The following is a 16,008-nucleotide window of genomic DNA, read 5'->3' as shown; positions in this document are numbered from 1 at the left end:
ATCCGCCACTGCGGATCACGATCTAGCGCACGAGACCGTCACGCGGCGGCAGGACATCGGCCTGGAATTCCTCCGCGAGCGACAGCGTCCTCTGCTGCCCCGTGGCATAGAAGCGCCGGATGTCGAATGGCGCGATCGGCATCGTCGTTGCACCGTCGGCGATCAGCTCGGCGATGGCCACCGCGGCGGCGGGGCCCATCTGCAGGCCGTGCCCACTGAAGGCGCAGGCGTGGTAGAGGCCCGGCGTGGTCGAACTCGGGCCGAGCACGGGCATCATGTCCTCGACATAGCCCTCGATGCCGGTCCAGCTTCGGATGACGGCATGGGCGCGCATCCGCGGCACGATCGCGACCAGCCGTGCCAGATTGATAAGGATCTTGTCCGGCGGAACACGGGCCCGTCGTGTCTCGGCGTCGACCTTCATTCGCGGATGTCCGGCGATGATCACATTCCCCCGGTCGGTCTGGCGGAACAGGATGCTGCCATCGACCACGTGCATCACCGGAGCCGCAAACGGCGGGATCGGCTCCGTCACCAGCTCGGCAGGGCCGGCTGCAAAAAGCGGTATCGTCTCGCCGAACTGCGCCGCCAGAGTGTCCGACCATGCGCCCGCGGCATTGACCAGCGCAGCTGAGCTGATCACCGGCTCCGACCCATCGCGCATCCTGCCATGCACGATGAAGCGGCCGCCGCCCTGCTCGACGCGCGCGACCTCGATGCCTTCGTGGATCGTCGCGCCGAGCCGCCGGGCCGCGCGCGCGAAGGCTGGCGCGACCAGCCGCGGGTTGACCACCGCATCGCGCGTTGACCACGACGCGGCGACCACCTTGTCGCTCAGGAACGGCCACCGGCGCAGTGTCATCTCACGGTCGAGCAGCGTGATGTCCATCCCGTGCGCGCGGCCGTGGCGTGCGTTGCTCTCAAGCCGTGCACGATGCTCGTCGTTCAAAGCGAGATGCACATGCCCATGCCGGGCGAACTGGATGCTCTCGCCGAGCTCTTCCTCGATGGTCTCCCAGATCTCGTGGGCCCGCAGCGCGAGCGGCAACTCGACGGCATGCTGGCCCTGAAGGCGCAGGCTGCCGAAGCTCACCCCGCTCGATTCGCCACCGACACGTCCCCGTTCGAGCACGACGACGCTGCGGCCGCGTTTGCACAGCGCGAAGGCCGTCATGCAACCGATCAGCCCGCCGCCGACGATCGCGACATCCACGTCGATGGCGCTCACGGGACGACATCCTCGGCGAGCGCGATGGGCAAGGGCTTGATCGGGGCCTGAACACGCAGCCGATCGCGTTCGCTGCCGGGGTGCTGCGCGCTGATTGCCGCCACCTCCGCCAGGCCGGGACCGCAGAACCGCCCCTGGCACCGGCCCATGCCGCAGCGGGTCGCTGCCTTGATGCGGTTAACCTCGGCCGCACCGTCCTCGAGAGCGATGGCGGCGCGGACCTCGCCCATGGTGACGTTCTCGCATCGACACAGGATCACGGCGTCGTCCAGCTGCCCGGCTCGTTCTCCCGGCCAGCGGAACGCCGTCGCAAGCCCTCGCTGGAAGCGCCGCAGCCGTTGCAGCATCCTGCGCCCTGCTTCGAGATCGACGTCGTTGGTCGTCGCGCCGAGATCGCTCAGCGCGGCCGCAGCGGCCAGCCGGCCAGACACGGCAGCAGCCTGTCCACCGCCGATCGTGCCGCCATCTCCGGCGACATAGACCCCCTGCCCTGCACGGCCATCGAGGTCGGTCTCCGGCACATGGGTCCGTTGCGCGGCATCGAAACGCAGTGCGCATCCAGCGAGTTCAGCAAGCTGCGTCTCGGGCCGAAGGCCATGCCCATAGGCGACGGCGTCGCAGGCGATGCGCAGCGGCATCCTGTTCGGCGGGGTGCAGACGACCGCGCCGACGCGTTCCTCGCCCTCGAATGCGTCGATCGTGGCGCCGTGGATGATCCTGACACCACGCCGCTTCAGCGCGGCCATGTGGTGCAGCCCGTCACGCAGCACGCGTGGCGCGGCGAGCATGTCGGGCAAGGCACGCAGCTTGTCCGCGAAGCGGGTGGTATCGATCACCGCCGCGATCTCGCCGCCGGCCCGCAGGTACTGCACGGCGGCGAGATAGAGCAGCGGCGAGCTGCCGCACACGACGACGCGCCGCCCGATCAGGCAGCCCTGGTCCTTGAGCAGCGCCTGGGCGCCGCCCAGCGTGAACACGCCAGGCAGCGTCCATCCCGGCACAGGCATGATGCGATCAGTCGCGCCCGTCGCCAGCACGAGCGCGTCGTAGCCGAGCGCCTTCGCGGCGCCGCGTGAGGCGAGGTGAACGGCCCCGCCGTGCACGCCCCAGGCCAGCGTGCCGGGCCGGTAATCGACCCTGGAACAGACTGACGCTGCGTCGTTGTGGAATGTTTCGTAGGCGGCATAGCCGGTACCGAGCAGCCGGCGCATGTCGAGCGCGAGCCCCGGCGCAGGGGCGCGATGATACTGGCCTCCGGCTCGCGGCGCTTCGTCGATCACCGCGACCTCGACCGAGGCGCGCGACAGCACCTCGGCGGCAGCAATGCCCGCCGGCCCCGCCCCGATGACGACGACCCTAGCCACCGTGGACAGTCGGCGAGGTCGAGACCTCCATCCCGTCCGCCACCGGCGTCGTGCAGGCGCGGGCCCTTTCGCCCGCCCCAATCCAGACCCAGCAATCCTGGCACGCGCCCATCAGGCAGAAGCTCGCACGCGGCGCGCCGCCATGCTCATGCCGGCGCACATGGCCGCCATGGCTGAGCATGGCCGCCAGAACGCTTTCACCGCGCCTTGCCTGGATCGACCTGCCATCCACCGTGAGGTTGACAACGGGCGTGTCGAACGACGCGACGCGGAACAGCATCGGTGACGCCACGACCGTCTCCCTCATCTGCCGTGCCTCCCCGATGCCGGGCGGCCCGGTCACGCCGCGGCGCGTCGCAGTGCCCGTTCGACCGCGGCGGCGACCTCGGTCACCCGTCCGACCGCCTCGCAACCTGCCGCACGGAAGGCCGCGAGCTTGGCGGCGGCCGATGTGTCGCCGCTGTCGTAGATCGCGCCGGCATGGCCCATCCGCTTCTCGGGTGGTGCGTTCTGCGCCGCGATGTAGGCGACGACCGGTTTCGTCATGCCCCGCATCGCCGAGATCGCCTCGTATTCCAGGCGCCCGCCGGGCTCGCCGATCAGCACCACGAGATCGGTCTCGGCATCGGCTTCGAACAACGGCAGGACATCCGCATAGGTCGTGCCGATCACCGGATCGCCGCCGAGGCAGACGACGCTGCTCTCGCCGAAGCCGCAGGCCTGGAGGTCGTCGATCACCTCGTAGGTTAACGTGCCGCTTTTCGAAACGATCCCGATCCGTCCTGGCCGCAGGTTGCTGTCGTTCAGGTCAGCCAGGTTGGCGCGCCCTGGGCTGATCACGCCGGCCGAGTTGGGGCCGAGCAGGCGCGCCCCGCGTGCCCGCGCATAGGCGCGCATCCGGATGGCGTCATGCAGCGGAACGTTCTCGGTATAGACGACGAGGGTGCGGATGCCCGCCGACAGCGCTTCGAGGGCAGCACCCATCGCGAGCGTGCTGCGCACCGCACTCAGCGCGGCATCCGCCCCGGTCGCGGCCACCGCGTCCTCGACGCTGTCGAACACGGGAACGCCGGCAACAGTCTGTCCCTGCCGGCCTGGTGCGACGCCGCCGACGAGCGGCGTGCCATCACGGACCATGCGCTCGGCATAGCTGCGACCTGTGGGCCCGGTGATGCCCTGGATCAGGATCCGCGAGGAGGTGTCGACGATGATTGCCAACGGTGCTGTCCTCAGGCGGCGGTCGCGGGGCGGGTCAGTCTCACCGCCTCGACGCATGCCGGGCCGAAATCGCGGATGACGGTCAGGCCTCGGTCGGCGAGCATGGCGCGCGCCTCGGCTTCCTTCTCGCCGCGAAGGCGCAGCACAAGTCGATCGGGCGTGAGGAGCGGCAGGCGGTCCATCGCCTTCAGGACGCCTTCGGCGATCGTCTCCAGGCTGCGGAACTGGAAGTGGATGTTCACCATGATCACTGCCGGATCGAGGTGCTCCAGCACGCATGCGATCACGTCGGCGATGCGGTCCCCCCCCTGCATGGTTGCGCCGTGCAACTCGACCACGCCGGAGACCGGGCCTTCGAGTGCAATGATCTCGTCGAGCGTCGCCATCGTCAGCCCCGCCCCGTTCATGATCGCGGCAACGCCACCGGCCGGGCCGATCTCGACGCCGATGACCGCGAGCGCGCGCGCTGCGTGCTCGAATGCGGTGCCCTCCGGCTGCGCGCGGCGGCCGGGGTGGCGGAACGCCGCATCCTCGTCGAGCACGACCTTGGCGTCGGCCGCCACGAAGGCGCCGTCCTTCGTCAGCACCAGCGGGTTGATCTCGATCAGTTCGGCATCGTTCGCGATCAGGCCGCGATAGACCTGCTCGACCAGGCGCGCGAAGGCCGTTGCCTGATCGCCTGCCAAGCCGAGCCCCCTGACGAGCCGATCGACCATGAAGGGTTCGAGGCCCAGCAGCGGGTCAACACTTTGCCGCATCAGGCGGTCGTGCGGCACGGCCTCGATGTCCATGCCACCGTCAGCCGAGGCCATGAGTACCGGCATGCCGAGATCGCGATCGACGATCGCTGCGAGGTAGTATTCGTGGGCGATCGCGAGCCTGTGCTCGACGTACACGTCCTCGACACGCGCGCCGGCAAGCGGCTTCGCGGCGATCTCCTCCGCCATGCGGAGCGCTTGTGCCCTCCCCGTCGCGGCGCGGATTCCGCCTGCCTTGCCGCGACCGCCGGCGAACACCTGTGCCTTGACGATCAGTTCGCCGTCGAGCGTGTCGGGAAGGGAGCGGTAGAGGCCGCCCTTGGGAATGGCGATGCCGCACGAGGCAAGGATTGCCTTGCCTTCATGCTCAAGCAGCATGATCACGCCTGGCGTCTCCCGCAACGATTGCGACGCAGGAACGAACCTCGGCTAGCGATAGTCGGCATCGACCGCGTCGTACTGGAGGTCGATCCATTCGGCGGTGAAATTGGGCTCGCGCTTCTGCAGGAAGGCGCGCGGCCCCTCGCGCGCATCGCGATGGAACATGAGCTCGACATTGCAGAGGATCTGCGCCTCCAGGCCCTTGACGGGATCGAGCCCGAGCCCCTGGTTGCGTGCGTTCTTGATCGCGCCGATCGCCTGTGTCGGTCCCTTCGCGAGCTTTCCCGCCAGCGCGTAGGTCTCGGCCTCGAGCTGCTCCTCCGGCACGACGCGTGTCAGGAGGTGCAGGCGCAGCGCCTCCTCGGCATCGATCCAGCCACCGAGCAGCAGCAGCTCGGTCGCCTTGCCGAGGCCGACGAAGCGCGGCAGCAGGTAGGTCGCGCCGCCACCGAGCCCACGCCTGACATAGATCGCGGCCATGCGCGTGTCGGGTGCCGCGATCCGGAAGTCGCACGCGAGGGCGAGATCGAATCCCGCCCCGGCAGCATAGCCGCGCATCATTGCGACCACGGGCTTGCGCAGCTGCATGATGTCGCTGACGAGACGGGGGTAGCCCATCTTGAGTCGCGTGTGCATGTCGGGCGGTCCGTACTTGAACCGATCCTCGGGATGGAGGTCATCGCCCGCGCAGAAGCTGCTACCCTCGCCACGCAGCACGACCGCGCGCACCTTCGCGTCGCGCCGCGCGCACTCGATCAGGTCAGCCATGACGAGGATCATGTCGGGCAGAAGCGCGTTCAGCTTCTCGGCGCGCCGAATGGTGATGGTGGCAATGCCGTCGGACACATCGTAGCCGAGGCGCGCATCTGCCGCTTGCTCGACCTGGGCGCCAGCGTTACCGGGTACTGACGGCGGGGCTGTCTGGCTCATGATGTGTCCCATCTGCGAGGGCTTACTTGTAGTTATTGCAAGCCACGTTATCGGTATGCAATATCATTCGCAGCATGGTGGTCATGTCAAGCGCATAGTTTGGTGAATGCCCTGGCCTCGGTGACCAGAGCGGAGCGAGGGTTTCAGCGGACGATGGACGACATGCTCAACGCGAAGGCGGCAACGGCGGAACCGGCCTGGTTCGTGTCCTCGGTCGAGAAGGCGTTCCGGATCCTGCGGGCCTTCGAGTTGGGCGGGCGCAGCCTGAGCCTGACCGAAATCGCCGAGCTGACAGGGTTGGACAAGAGCGCGGCGCAGCGCTTCACATACACCCTCGCGGCCCTCGGCTACCTGCACAAGGACAGCAAGGCGCGGCGCTACACGATCTCGCCCAAGGTCATGAGCCTCGGAATGATCTATCTGCGCACCGACCCGATCGTCGCCCGCGCACGCCACCAGCTCTACGAGCTGAACAAGTCGCTCGACGCCACGGTCAACATGACGGTGCTGGACGATACCGATGTCATCTACGTCGTGCGCTATCCCGGTCGGCGGGCCGTCACGGTGGACGTCGTGCTCGGCATGCGCCGGCCTGCGTTCTGCTCGGCGAGCGGCCGGGCCATCCTGTCCACCCTGACCGATGACGAGGTGCTGGCCGTTCTCGATCGCTCGAAGCTTGTCGCCTATACCGGGCACACCAGGACGTCACCCGACGCGATCATGGCTGAGATCCGCAAGGCGAGAGCGCAGGGCTTTGCGCTGACCGAGCAGGAGACGTCGATCGGTGACATCTCGCTCGCCGCGCCCGTGCGCAATGCCGACGGCAGAAGCACCGCCGCAATCAACATCTCGGTCTCGATCGCTGACTGGACGGGGGCGGAGCTCGCGCTGAAGCTCGGACCGACCATTGTCGACGCCGCCAGGGCAATCTCGGGCACGAGCGAGTTCCATCCGATGCCAATGGCGTAGAGCGATGAGCAAGGCGTTCGTCCGCGAACCCGATGGCGAGGTGCCAGGCCAGCTGCCCGAGATCCCGGTGCCGCCGGGCCCCAACCCCGTCACGGCTGAGGGCCACACCCGGATCGTGACCGCCCTCGATGCGATCGAGCGTCGCCTCGCCGACGAGGGCGGGTTGCCGGAACGGGCCGACGCGGATCGCCTGCATCGCGAGCGCAGATACTGGACCGCACGCCTCGCCACCGCGCGCATCACTGCGCCGCCTGCCGACCCGCACGAGGTTGGCTTCGGCTCGCAGGTGACCGTGGCGTGGCCCGGCCGCGGCCAAGTCGTACTGCACATCGTCGGCGATGATGAAGCAGATCCAACGCGCGGGCTCATCGGATGGCGGGCACCGGTTGCCGCTGCCCTGATCGGCAGCGGCATGGGCGACGATGTCACGGTGCCGCTCGCGGGCCGCGACGTTCCGCTGGTGGTGCTGGCTGTTCGCAATCAGCAGTGAACCAACTGTCCACCTTGTACGCGTGCCAGGCGACGCGCAGGATCGCTCGTATCGGAGCGGGATCACGGTCGGGGACGAAACGATGAAGGGTGCTGTTGTCGCGCCGCAGCCGCGGGCGTGCGAGATCGGGGCCTGTGTCCTCGAGGCGGGCGGGAATGCGTTCGATGCGGCCATCGCCACCGCCTTCGCCCAGGAGATCGACGATCCGTTCATGTGCGGCATCGGCGGCATGGGAACGGCCCATGTCGTCACGGCCGATGGCCGGCATGAGGTCATCGATTTCCAGGCCCGCGCCGGAAGCCGCTGCACGCCGACGATGTATCTTCGCAACACGCGCGGCCGTGCCGCGTTCGGGCGCGCGACACTCCACAACGACTATTCGAGCGAACTCGGCTATCGCTCGATCATGGTCCCGGGAACCGTTGCGGGCCTTGCCGAACTGCACGCGCGGCACGGAACCCGCCCCTGGGCCGACCTCGTGCGCCCTGCGGCGGCATTGGCGCGCAGCGGCACCTGGGTGATGCCGCACCTGGTGGAGTTCCTCACGCGGCGGCCTCAGCCTGGCCTGGCGGACGGGCGGGCGCGCGTCTCCGCGACGGAGGAGAGCCGCAACCTCTACCTGCGCGCTGACGGAACGCTTCATGACGTCGGCGATATGATCCCCAATCCCGGCCTCGCGGACACGCTCGAGATGATCGCACGTGAGGGCGGGCGCAGCTTCTATGACGGCGTCCTCGGTGCCCGCATCGCCGACGACCTCGAGAAGCACGACGCGTGGATCACGAAGGATGACCTCCGCGGGTTCGCGCCCAGGCCTCAGGAGTCGGTCTCGATCACCTATCGCGGCATCACCGTGGCGACCGCCCCGCCGCCCTGCGGTGGCATCATGGTGCTGGCCATCCTGAAAATCCTCGAAGCCTTCGATCTCCGCGCGATGGCGCATGGCAGTGCGGCGCATCTCGGCGTGCTCGCGCGCGCGCTCATCGAGGGCCAGGCGGGACGGTACGATCTCGTCGGCGATCCCTTCTTCGTTCCGTTCTCAGCCGAGACGGTGCTCGGCGCCGACAGGATCGACCCGGCGGTCACGCGGATCCGTGGCGCGGCGACACACGATGTCGCGGCCCCCCCACGCGAACACGGCACGACGCATGTTTGCGTGATGGATGCGGCCGGCAATGTCGTTTCGCTGACGCACACGCTCGCCACCGCATCCGGTGTCATCACGCCCGGGCTCGGCTTCATGTACAACAACTCGATGAAGCTGTTCGACCCTGACCCGGATCACCCCAACGGCATCAGGCCCGGCAAGGCCCGCGGCACGGCGATGTCGCCGTCGATCCTGTTCCGTAACGGCAGGCCGTGGATGGCCGTGGGCGCGCCGGGCGGGTCGGCGATCATCTCATCGGTCGCGCAGACGATCTCGAACGTGATCGACTTCGGCATGAGTGCGGCCGAAGCGGTCGCCGCCCCGCGCATCCACGCGGAAGGAAGCGCGGTCCAGGCGGAGGCGCGGGTCTCGGCCCGTGTCGTCGACGCGCTTCGCGCATCGGGCCTGGCTGTCGAGCACCGGCCGTACAGCTACGATCCGTCCTTCAGCCGCGCACAATGCCTGATCGCGGATGCGGGAACCTGGAGCGGCGGCAGCGACCCGCGCACGGGAAGCGGGGGCTTCGCCGTTGCGTAAGTCGCGTGGCCTGCGCAGCAACAGCAGTATCCGCCGACGCTCAATCGCGGAGTGGTCCGTCAGCGGATGGAACTGCCCGCCCAGGAATGGCTAGTCCGGTACGCTGATGCTCGCTGACCGCACGACGTCGGCCACGACCTGGCGCTCCCTCTCGACGAAGGCGAGATACTGCGCGGCCGTCGTGTCGGGGATTTCCGCCGTCAGGTCGCGATAGCGCTGGCGAAGGTCCGGGTTCTGCAGTGCTGCCCGGATCTCCCTGTTCAGCCGCTCGACGATCGGCTCAGGCAAGCCGCGCGGGCCGGAAATCCCGAACCATGAGTTCGAGGTGATGTCGGGGAAGCCCTGCTCGGCGATCGATGCCACATCGGGCAGAAACGTCGATCGCCGCGCATCCATCACGGCAATGGCACGCAAGGTGCCGCTGCGGATATGCCCGATCGACGAGGCGAGGCTGTCGAACATCAGCTTCGGGTTGCCGGCGATCAGGTCATTCAGCGCTGGGCCGGAGCCCCGATAGGGAATGTGGTTGAGCGTGATGCCCGTGCGCTGCGCGAAGCGAAGGCCGACGAGATGGCCGGAAGTGCCAACCCCGGCCGCGGCGAAGTCGACCCCCGTTGGTTCGGCGCGCGCGGCGCGGATCAGGTCCGCGATGCTCGTCACCCCCCATTGTGGGTTCACGACCGCGACGAGGGACGTGGTGGCGATCAGCGCAATATGGCTGAAGCCGTTGACGGGATCGTAGCGCACGTGCCGCGAGAGCGCAGGGGCGACCGCATGCGAGGCGGCGTTCGAGACGACCAGGGTGTAACCGTCCGGTGCTGCATCGGCGACGAGCTGGGAGCCGAGCGCAGCCCCCGCCCCTGGCCGATTGTCGACCATCACCGTCTGCCCGAGCTGCTCCTGGAGGTGGTTGGCAAGGATGCGCGCCACGAGATCGGTTGTTCCCCCAGGGGCGAAGGGGACGACGAGCCGGATCTGACGGGATGGCCATGCTGCCTGCGCCCCCGAGGCGAACGGGAAGGCAGCCGCGCCGGCTGCGGCAGCAAGGGTCGCTCGTCGTGTCAGTGTCATCGTAGACCTCTCATGCTAACGCTGTGGGCGTCTGCGATCACGCCGCAGCGCAGGGAACATACATTGCCGAAACGATTTTCTCGACGCGGCTCGCCATGCCGAGCAACGATGCATCGCGCCCCGGCAGAGCGACAAGCTGCGCACCGAGCGGCATGCCATCAGGGCTACGCCCGCACGGGAGCGTCAGGCAGGGCCCGCCGAGAAGTGACCAGATCCTGTTGAAGGTCGGCGAACCGGTGCCATCCAGCCCGAGCGGCGCCTGGCCTGGAGCGGGCGGCGTCAACACGATATCGCATCGCTCGAACAGGGCAGAGAGCTTCGCCCGTGCGCGCGCGAGACCGCTCCAGACCACCTCGAGCCGGGCGGGTGTCATTGCCGCTCCGCGCGTCAGGATCTCCGCAAGCTTTGGACTAAGCGCATGAGGCTGCGCGGCACGCTCCCACGCGAAGGCGCGCGCGGCTTCCCAGGCCATCGCTTCGCTGTGCAGCGCATTCACCCAGGGAATGGCGGGAGCGGCCAGGTCGACGACGCGCGCACCATCACTGCGCAAGCCCTCCGCAACCGCCTCGATCGCCGCGCGCTGCGCGGGTTCCGCCTCATCCCACCAGTCGGAGCGGAACAGCCCGATGGTTGGCCACGCATCGGCGGCCACGGGAGCGGCCAGATCATGCCGGCCCGCCGCAACACCGGCGAGCAGCGCGGCATCAGCGACGGTGCAGGCCAGCGTCCCCGCGGTATCGAAGCTCTCGGCGAGCGGCTTCATGCCGGCACGCGAGATCACGCCGAAGCTCGGCTTGTAGCCGACGACGCCGCAATAAGCCGCGGGGCGAATGATGCTGCCGGCCGTCTGCGTGCCGAAAGCCGCAGTCACCATGCCGGCAGCGACGGCTGCGGCGGAGCCTGAGGATGAGCCACCCGGCGTGCGTGCGATGTCGTGCGGGTTCGTCGTGGGCCCCGGAGTGTAGGACGCAAACTCCGTCGTCACCGTCTTGCCGAGGATCACCGCCCCGGCCGCGCGGGCCAGTGCAACGGCCGAGGCATCGGCGCGCGGGCGATGCCCCTGCCAGATCGGTGAGCCATACGCGGTGGGCAGGTCCGCGGTATCGAACACGTCCTTCACGGCGATCGGCACGCCATGGAGCGGACCGCGCACCGGCCCGGTGTCGCATGCGGCGGCGGCGGCGCGCGCCGCGTCGATCGAGAGGATCGTGAAGGCATGCACTCGCGCCTCGGACGCCGTGACACGTTGAAGGGCTACCTCAAGCAACTGCGTGGCGGACACTTCCCCTGCCGCAATCCTGTGCGCGGCATGGGCAAGCGGGAACGAATCACTCATGCAGCGCCTCGTGGGTCGATCGGCAGGCGATCGGCCAATCCCAGCGCGCGCTCAAGCCATGCCCCCGTTCGCAGGAGCAAAGCCTCCTGCCGTGGCGGGGCGATCAGCTGCAGGCCGACGGGAAGCCCACCGGACGTGAACCCACAGGGAAGGACGAGAGACGGACATCCCAGGAGCGTAACCGCTGTGGTCGGGCGCAGCCAGTCCACCGCGCCGCCTTCGAACCGTGTGCCTTGCGCTTCTGTCACGCGCGCCTGGCCAAGCGGAAGGGCGGGAACGATCGTCGCGGCACTGGCGATGACGCCGTGCTCCGCAAGCCCACGCATCATCGCCGCATACAACCGTGCCCGACCCGCCTCGGCGGCCGCGACCTCAGCAAGCGACAGGCGCTCCGCGCGCTCCAGGTTCTCGGTCACCGACGGGGGAAGCTGCGCTCCCCGCTCCTCGACGACAGGACGCATCGCGATCGAGAACCACAGCGCGCGCTTGACGGCAAACACGCCGGGTGCCTCCGCGAGATCGATCGTCGCGGCGGCGACGCGCGCGCCAGCGGATGCGAACCGCGCCATGGCGGCATCGACACAGGCGGCAACCTCGTCATCGACGGGAGCGAGGCCGAGCGCATGTGAAACGCCGATCGATGACGGCATCCGCGGCGCCTCCGCCTCGGCAAGGAAGGGTGTCGCCGGCGGTCCAAGCGCGAGCGGATCGCTACCGCAGGCGACGCTCATCGCATCGAGCAGCAGCGCTGCATCGGCAACACAGCGCGCGAGCGGGCCGATCACGTTCAGGTCGTCGAACGCGAGCGGGCCACTGCGGCGCGGCACACGCCCCGCGCTGGGGCGCAATCCTGCGAGGCCGGAGAAGGACGCGGGCACACGGAGGCTTCCCGCGAGATCGCCGCCTGTCGTGCCGAACGCGGCCCCCGCCGCAACGGCCGCGGCACCACCCGAGCCACCGGGCGTCCGTCCCAGATCCCACGGATTGCGCGTCGCTCCATGAAGGTCATTCACGCAGGCAGCGCCGGCGCCGAACGCGGGAACGTTCGCCTTGCCGAGGATGATCGCCCCTGCCTCGCGCAGGGCAAGCACGGCGGGGTCATCCCCCGTCATCGGCGGATCATCCGCGAAGGCCACGCTGCCGAAGCGTGTCGGCATTCCCGCGACATGCAGCAGGTCATGGACGAGGATCGGCAGGCCGGCGAGCGGCGGAAGCATCGCACGCGGCATGGCATCGAACCGCTGCGCCTGCTCGCGCGCGCCGGCTTCGTCGATGTGGACGACGGCGTTCAGTGAGGCTGCCGTCTCGCGAAGCCGCGCCAGCGTCGCGGCCACCACCTCGACAGCGCCAAGTTGGCCGGCATGCCGCCGCCGCACGAGTTCAGTCGCTGTCAGCCGCCAAGGTTCAGTCATCGTATGGCAGTGAGGACAAGGTGCGCATGGTCGATCCCTGTTCAGGCGCGCGCCGATCCCGCGTAGCGCGTGCCGCCCCAGAACCCCGCGGGCGTTGCGAGCAGATCATGCAACCCTGTTCGCGCGATTGCCTTCTCGGTCTCGATGCGCGCCGCCTCCAGCACGGCGGCAGGATCTACCGACAGCACGCGACGCTTCTCCATCAGTACCTTTCCGCCAACGATCACGGTATCGACGTCAGACCCGACGGCAAAGCAGACGAGCCGATAGAGCGGCATGTTCGGCGGATAGAGATGCGGCTTCGCAAGGTCGACAAGGATGACATCCGCCTGCTTGCCCACCTCGATCGAACCGATCCTGTGCGCCAAGCCGAGGGCGCTTGCCGCATCGATCGTGACCATCTCCAGCGCCTTGCCGGGCGGAAACACCATCTCGTCACGGAAGTGCCGGCGGTGATAGTGCATCGCCTGCCACATGTGGCGGAACATGTCGTAGCTGCGATCGGGAGCGGTTCCGTCGGAGGCGATCGCGACCACGGCTCCTGCGTCCATGAGCTCGATCGCGGGGCATCGCCCACGGATCGAGTAGTTGGCGGAGGGGTTGTGCGCGACCTTCGTCCCGGTCTCGGCGATCATTGCGATCTCGTCGGCATCGATGTCGATGCAGTGCGACAGCAAGGCGTCCGGACCCAGCGCGCCGATGGCATGGATGGCCCGCACGGTCCCCCGGCGATGGGCATCCTGGGTGAAGCCGACGCCGCTTCTGCGTGACAGCGCCCGCACCTCTGCGATGTCTTCGAGCGTCATGCCCACGAGTTGTGGGTCACGCTCCGCCTGGCCCGGGTACCAGAGTGGCGCGCCGAGCATGACCATCGTCCGTCCGTCATGGCCGCCGTGATGGCGCGCGATGATCGTCTCGCAGACGGCAAGCTGCTCCTCGCGCGTCGCTGACGTTTCGGTCGCGACATCGCCCTCCCAGCGCACGAAGCTGTTTGGAAACGGACGGCGCCCGATCCCGACGGCGATCACGTTGCGCACGCCGACCGACGCGTAGGCGGCGATCTGGGCCTCGGGATAGGCTGGATCATCGCCACGGTAGCCATATGATCCGAAGATCGACAGGCCTGTTGTCACGCCGCACATGAGCCGCTCAAGTGCCGACAATGCACCTTCAGCGCCCCAGAACGCAGGCGTTGAGCCGCGATAGTAAATGGCCTGGACGGCCCTGCCCCACGCCTCCGCATTCCCGCCACCCATCGTCTTCACGAGACCGTGGCCGGCATGTGCATGCACATCGATGAAACCTGGCAGAACGGCCATGCCCGTCGCATCGATCACGCGCGCGCCAGGGACGAGGGGGGCGACTTCCGCCGCATCGCCGACCCCGACAATCGTTCCATCCTGGACTGCGACCGAACCGTTCTCGATCACGCGCCGCCTTGCATCCATGGAAACGATCAGGCCGCCCGTGATGAGGAGTGGTTGCATGTCGGATGTTCCTCGCGCCTTGCCGTCGGTGGCGCGCATGCTACCGTGCGACAGCAAAACGTCCAGGAGCGAACCGATGCGGAAGCAAATCCTTACGGCCGCGCTTCTCGTTGCGGCCTTCCCCGCCGCCTCGCAGGAGCTTCGCATCGGTTACGGGGCCGCCGTCACGTCGATGGACCCGCATTTCCATGCGCTGACGCCCAACATGGCGCTGCACCAGCACGTTTTCGGCAGCCTTGTTGGCCGGGATGCGCAATTCCGCCTCGAGCCTGACCTCGCCCTCTCCTGGCGTGCGATCGACGACACGACCTGGGAGTTCAAGCTGAGGCCGGGCGTGCAGTTCCACAACGGCACGCCGTTGACCGCCGAGGATGTGGTATTCTCGATCGAACGCGTCGCCACCATCCAGAACAGCCCAGGCGCCTTCACGCTCTATACCCGCCAAATCACGGCGCTCGAGATCGTCGATCCGCTGACCGTGCGGATGAAGTCGCGCGCGGTGTTCCCGCTGATGCCCAACCAGCTCGTCAACGTGATGATCGTCTCGCGTGAGGCGGCGCAGGGAGCGTCGACGTCTGACTTCAACAGTGGTCGCGTCGCGATCGGCTCGGGCCCCTACCGTCTCGGCAGCTACACGCCGGGGGCCAGCGTCGTCCTCGAACGGAATGACAGGTACTACGGCCAGCCCGAACCGTGGCAGCGTGTCTCGTTCCGCCTGATGACCAATGACACGTCCCGCGTCGCCGCACTCAGGGCAGGCGATGTCGACATGATCGATGTCGTGCCGACGGAGGACGCCACGGCGCTTGCCGGCAATGCGGCACTAGCGGTGTTCTCGGCGCCGGGCGCGCGCAATGTCTTCCTCTACCTCGATCACGCGCGTGAGGTCTCGCCAGGCGTCGCCGACGCGGAAGGCAGGCCGATGCAGCGCAACCCGCTGAAGGACCAGCGGGTTCGCCAGGCGCTCTCGATCGCGATCAATCGCGATGGCATCGTGCGCAGCGTGATGGGCGGGCACGCTGCGGCGTCAGGGCAGTTGCTGCCGGCGGGGATGGCCGGCCACGATCCCAGCCTTGCCGTGCCTCGCCACAATCCCGAGCAGGCCCGCCGCCTCCTTGCCGAGGCCGGCTATCCGAACGGATTCTCGATCGTGCTCGCGGGGCCGAACGACCGATATGTGAATGACTCGCGCGTGCTGCAGGCGATCGCGCAGATGTGGACGCGCATCGGCGTGAAGACCACGCTCGAGATCGGGCCGAGCGCGAGCTACTTCCCGAAGGCGGGGCGTGACGAGTATTCGATCGGCATGCTCGGCTTCGGCACCAGCACGGGCGAGCTCGACAGCCCGATCCAGGCCGTGCTCGCCACCCGCAACCGTGATCGCGGATGGGGCGGGTTCAACCGCTCGGGCTACAGCAACCCGCGCGTCGACGCGCTGCTCGACCAGGCGCTCGCCACGCTCGATCCGGCGGCGCGGCAGACACTGCTCGTCGAGGGGATGCGGCTTGCGGTCGAGGACGTCGCGATCATTCCGTTGCATCATCAGGTGAACATCTGGGCGACCCGCAAGGGGCTGACCTACGAGCCGCGGAGCGATGAGCGGACGCTCGCGATGTCGCTCCGCAGGGCCCCCTAGCCACGACGGCCTGGAAGCAGGGTGCATCGCTACAAGGTTCTTGC

The 16,008-nt window shown here is 68.3% G+C and carries 14 protein-coding genes; 4 read left to right on the top strand and 10 right to left on the bottom strand.

What is annotated here, in order from left to right:
• Positions 1-22: 22 nt before the first annotated feature.
• From Q0C38_RS09245 to Q0C38_RS09220, 6 genes are read right to left on the bottom strand one after another with little or no spacing between them, the layout of a single operon-like run.
• On the bottom strand, positions 23-1,228 hold the full coding sequence (locus Q0C38_RS09245; RefSeq protein ID WP_291296794.1) for an FAD-binding oxidoreductase: 1,206 nt from the start codon (positions 1,226-1,228) through the stop codon (positions 23-25).
• Entirely contained in the window at positions 1,225-2,592 is a 1,368-nt protein-coding gene (locus Q0C38_RS09240; protein WP_291296793.1) for an NAD(P)/FAD-dependent oxidoreductase, read from the bottom strand. The genes Q0C38_RS09245 and Q0C38_RS09240 overlap by 4 nt, the downstream gene beginning before the upstream one ends.
• Positions 2,585-2,899 carry a (2Fe-2S)-binding protein gene (locus Q0C38_RS09235; protein ID WP_291296792.1) on the bottom strand — a complete coding sequence of 105 codons (315 nt, stop codon included), beginning with the start codon at positions 2,897-2,899 and terminating at the stop codon, positions 2,585-2,587. The genes Q0C38_RS09240 and Q0C38_RS09235 overlap by 8 nt, the downstream gene beginning before the upstream one ends.
• A gap of 32 nt (positions 2,900-2,931) precedes the next feature.
• Positions 2,932-3,810 (bottom strand): succinate--CoA ligase subunit alpha, encoded by an 879-nt coding sequence (locus Q0C38_RS09230; RefSeq protein WP_291296791.1) that lies wholly within the window; start codon positions 3,808-3,810, stop codon positions 2,932-2,934.
• 11 nt (positions 3,811-3,821) lie between these two features.
• The gene (locus Q0C38_RS09225) at positions 3,822-4,946 is read right to left on the bottom strand and encodes an ATP-grasp domain-containing protein (RefSeq protein WP_291296908.1); all 1,125 of its coding nucleotides are present in this window, start codon (positions 4,944-4,946) and stop codon (positions 3,822-3,824) included.
• Positions 4,947-4,997: 51 nt separating this feature from the next.
• The gene (locus tag Q0C38_RS09220) at positions 4,998-5,879 is read right to left on the bottom strand and encodes an enoyl-CoA hydratase/isomerase family protein (protein ID WP_291296790.1); all 882 of its coding nucleotides are present in this window, start codon (positions 5,877-5,879) and stop codon (positions 4,998-5,000) included.
• A 153-nt stretch (positions 5,880-6,032) separates the two neighbouring features.
• On the opposite strand from Q0C38_RS09220, the gene Q0C38_RS09215 reads away from it, so the two are divergent.
• The 3 genes from Q0C38_RS09215 (at position 6,033) to ggt (ending at position 9,022) form a co-directional block, all read left to right on the top strand.
• Positions 6,033-6,848 carry an IclR family transcriptional regulator gene (locus Q0C38_RS09215; protein WP_291296789.1) on the top strand — a complete coding sequence of 272 codons (816 nt, stop codon included), beginning with the start codon at positions 6,033-6,035 and terminating at the stop codon, positions 6,846-6,848.
• A 4-nt stretch (positions 6,849-6,852) separates the two neighbouring features.
• Positions 6,853-7,338, top strand: a complete 486-nt coding sequence (locus tag Q0C38_RS09210) for a GreA/GreB family elongation factor (protein WP_291296788.1) — start codon at positions 6,853-6,855, stop codon at positions 7,336-7,338.
• Between the two features lie 82 nt (positions 7,339-7,420).
• Complete coding sequence (gene ggt, locus Q0C38_RS09205; protein ID WP_291296787.1) at positions 7,421-9,022, top strand: gamma-glutamyltransferase; 1,602 nt, start codon at positions 7,421-7,423, stop codon at positions 9,020-9,022.
• Between the two features lie 90 nt (positions 9,023-9,112).
• Here the strand turns inward: ggt and Q0C38_RS09200 are convergent, their stop codons facing one another.
• Genes Q0C38_RS09200 through Q0C38_RS09185 form a run of 4 tightly spaced genes read right to left on the bottom strand, consistent with a single transcriptional unit; the run spans position 9,113 to position 14,328 of the window.
• A complete protein-coding gene (locus tag Q0C38_RS09200; RefSeq protein WP_291296786.1) occupies positions 9,113-10,093 on the bottom strand; it encodes a tripartite tricarboxylate transporter substrate binding protein in 981 nt (326 codons plus the stop codon).
• 37 nt (positions 10,094-10,130) lie between these two features.
• Positions 10,131-11,429, bottom strand: coding sequence for an amidase (locus Q0C38_RS09195; protein ID WP_291296785.1), 1,299 nt, complete (start codon positions 11,427-11,429; stop codon positions 10,131-10,133).
• Positions 11,426-12,841, bottom strand: coding sequence for an amidase (locus tag Q0C38_RS09190; RefSeq protein ID WP_291296784.1), 1,416 nt, complete (start codon positions 12,839-12,841; stop codon positions 11,426-11,428). Before Q0C38_RS09190 ends, Q0C38_RS09195 begins: the two co-directional genes overlap by 4 nt.
• A 41-nt stretch (positions 12,842-12,882) precedes the next feature.
• Positions 12,883-14,328 carry an amidohydrolase family protein gene (locus Q0C38_RS09185; RefSeq protein WP_291296783.1) on the bottom strand — a complete coding sequence of 482 codons (1,446 nt, stop codon included), beginning with the start codon at positions 14,326-14,328 and terminating at the stop codon, positions 12,883-12,885.
• A gap of 76 nt (positions 14,329-14,404) precedes the next feature.
• On the opposite strand from Q0C38_RS09185, the gene Q0C38_RS09180 reads away from it, so the two are divergent.
• Positions 14,405-15,964 (top strand): ABC transporter substrate-binding protein, encoded by a 1,560-nt coding sequence (locus tag Q0C38_RS09180; protein ID WP_291296782.1) that lies wholly within the window; start codon positions 14,405-14,407, stop codon positions 15,962-15,964.
• Positions 15,965-16,008: the final 44 nt, after the last annotated feature.

It is taken from the genome of Elioraea sp., from assembly GCF_022842375.1.
Taxonomy (GTDB): Bacteria; Pseudomonadota; Alphaproteobacteria; order Acetobacterales; family Acetobacteraceae; genus Elioraea_A.
This window is presented reverse-complemented; position numbering and strand designations above follow the sequence as displayed.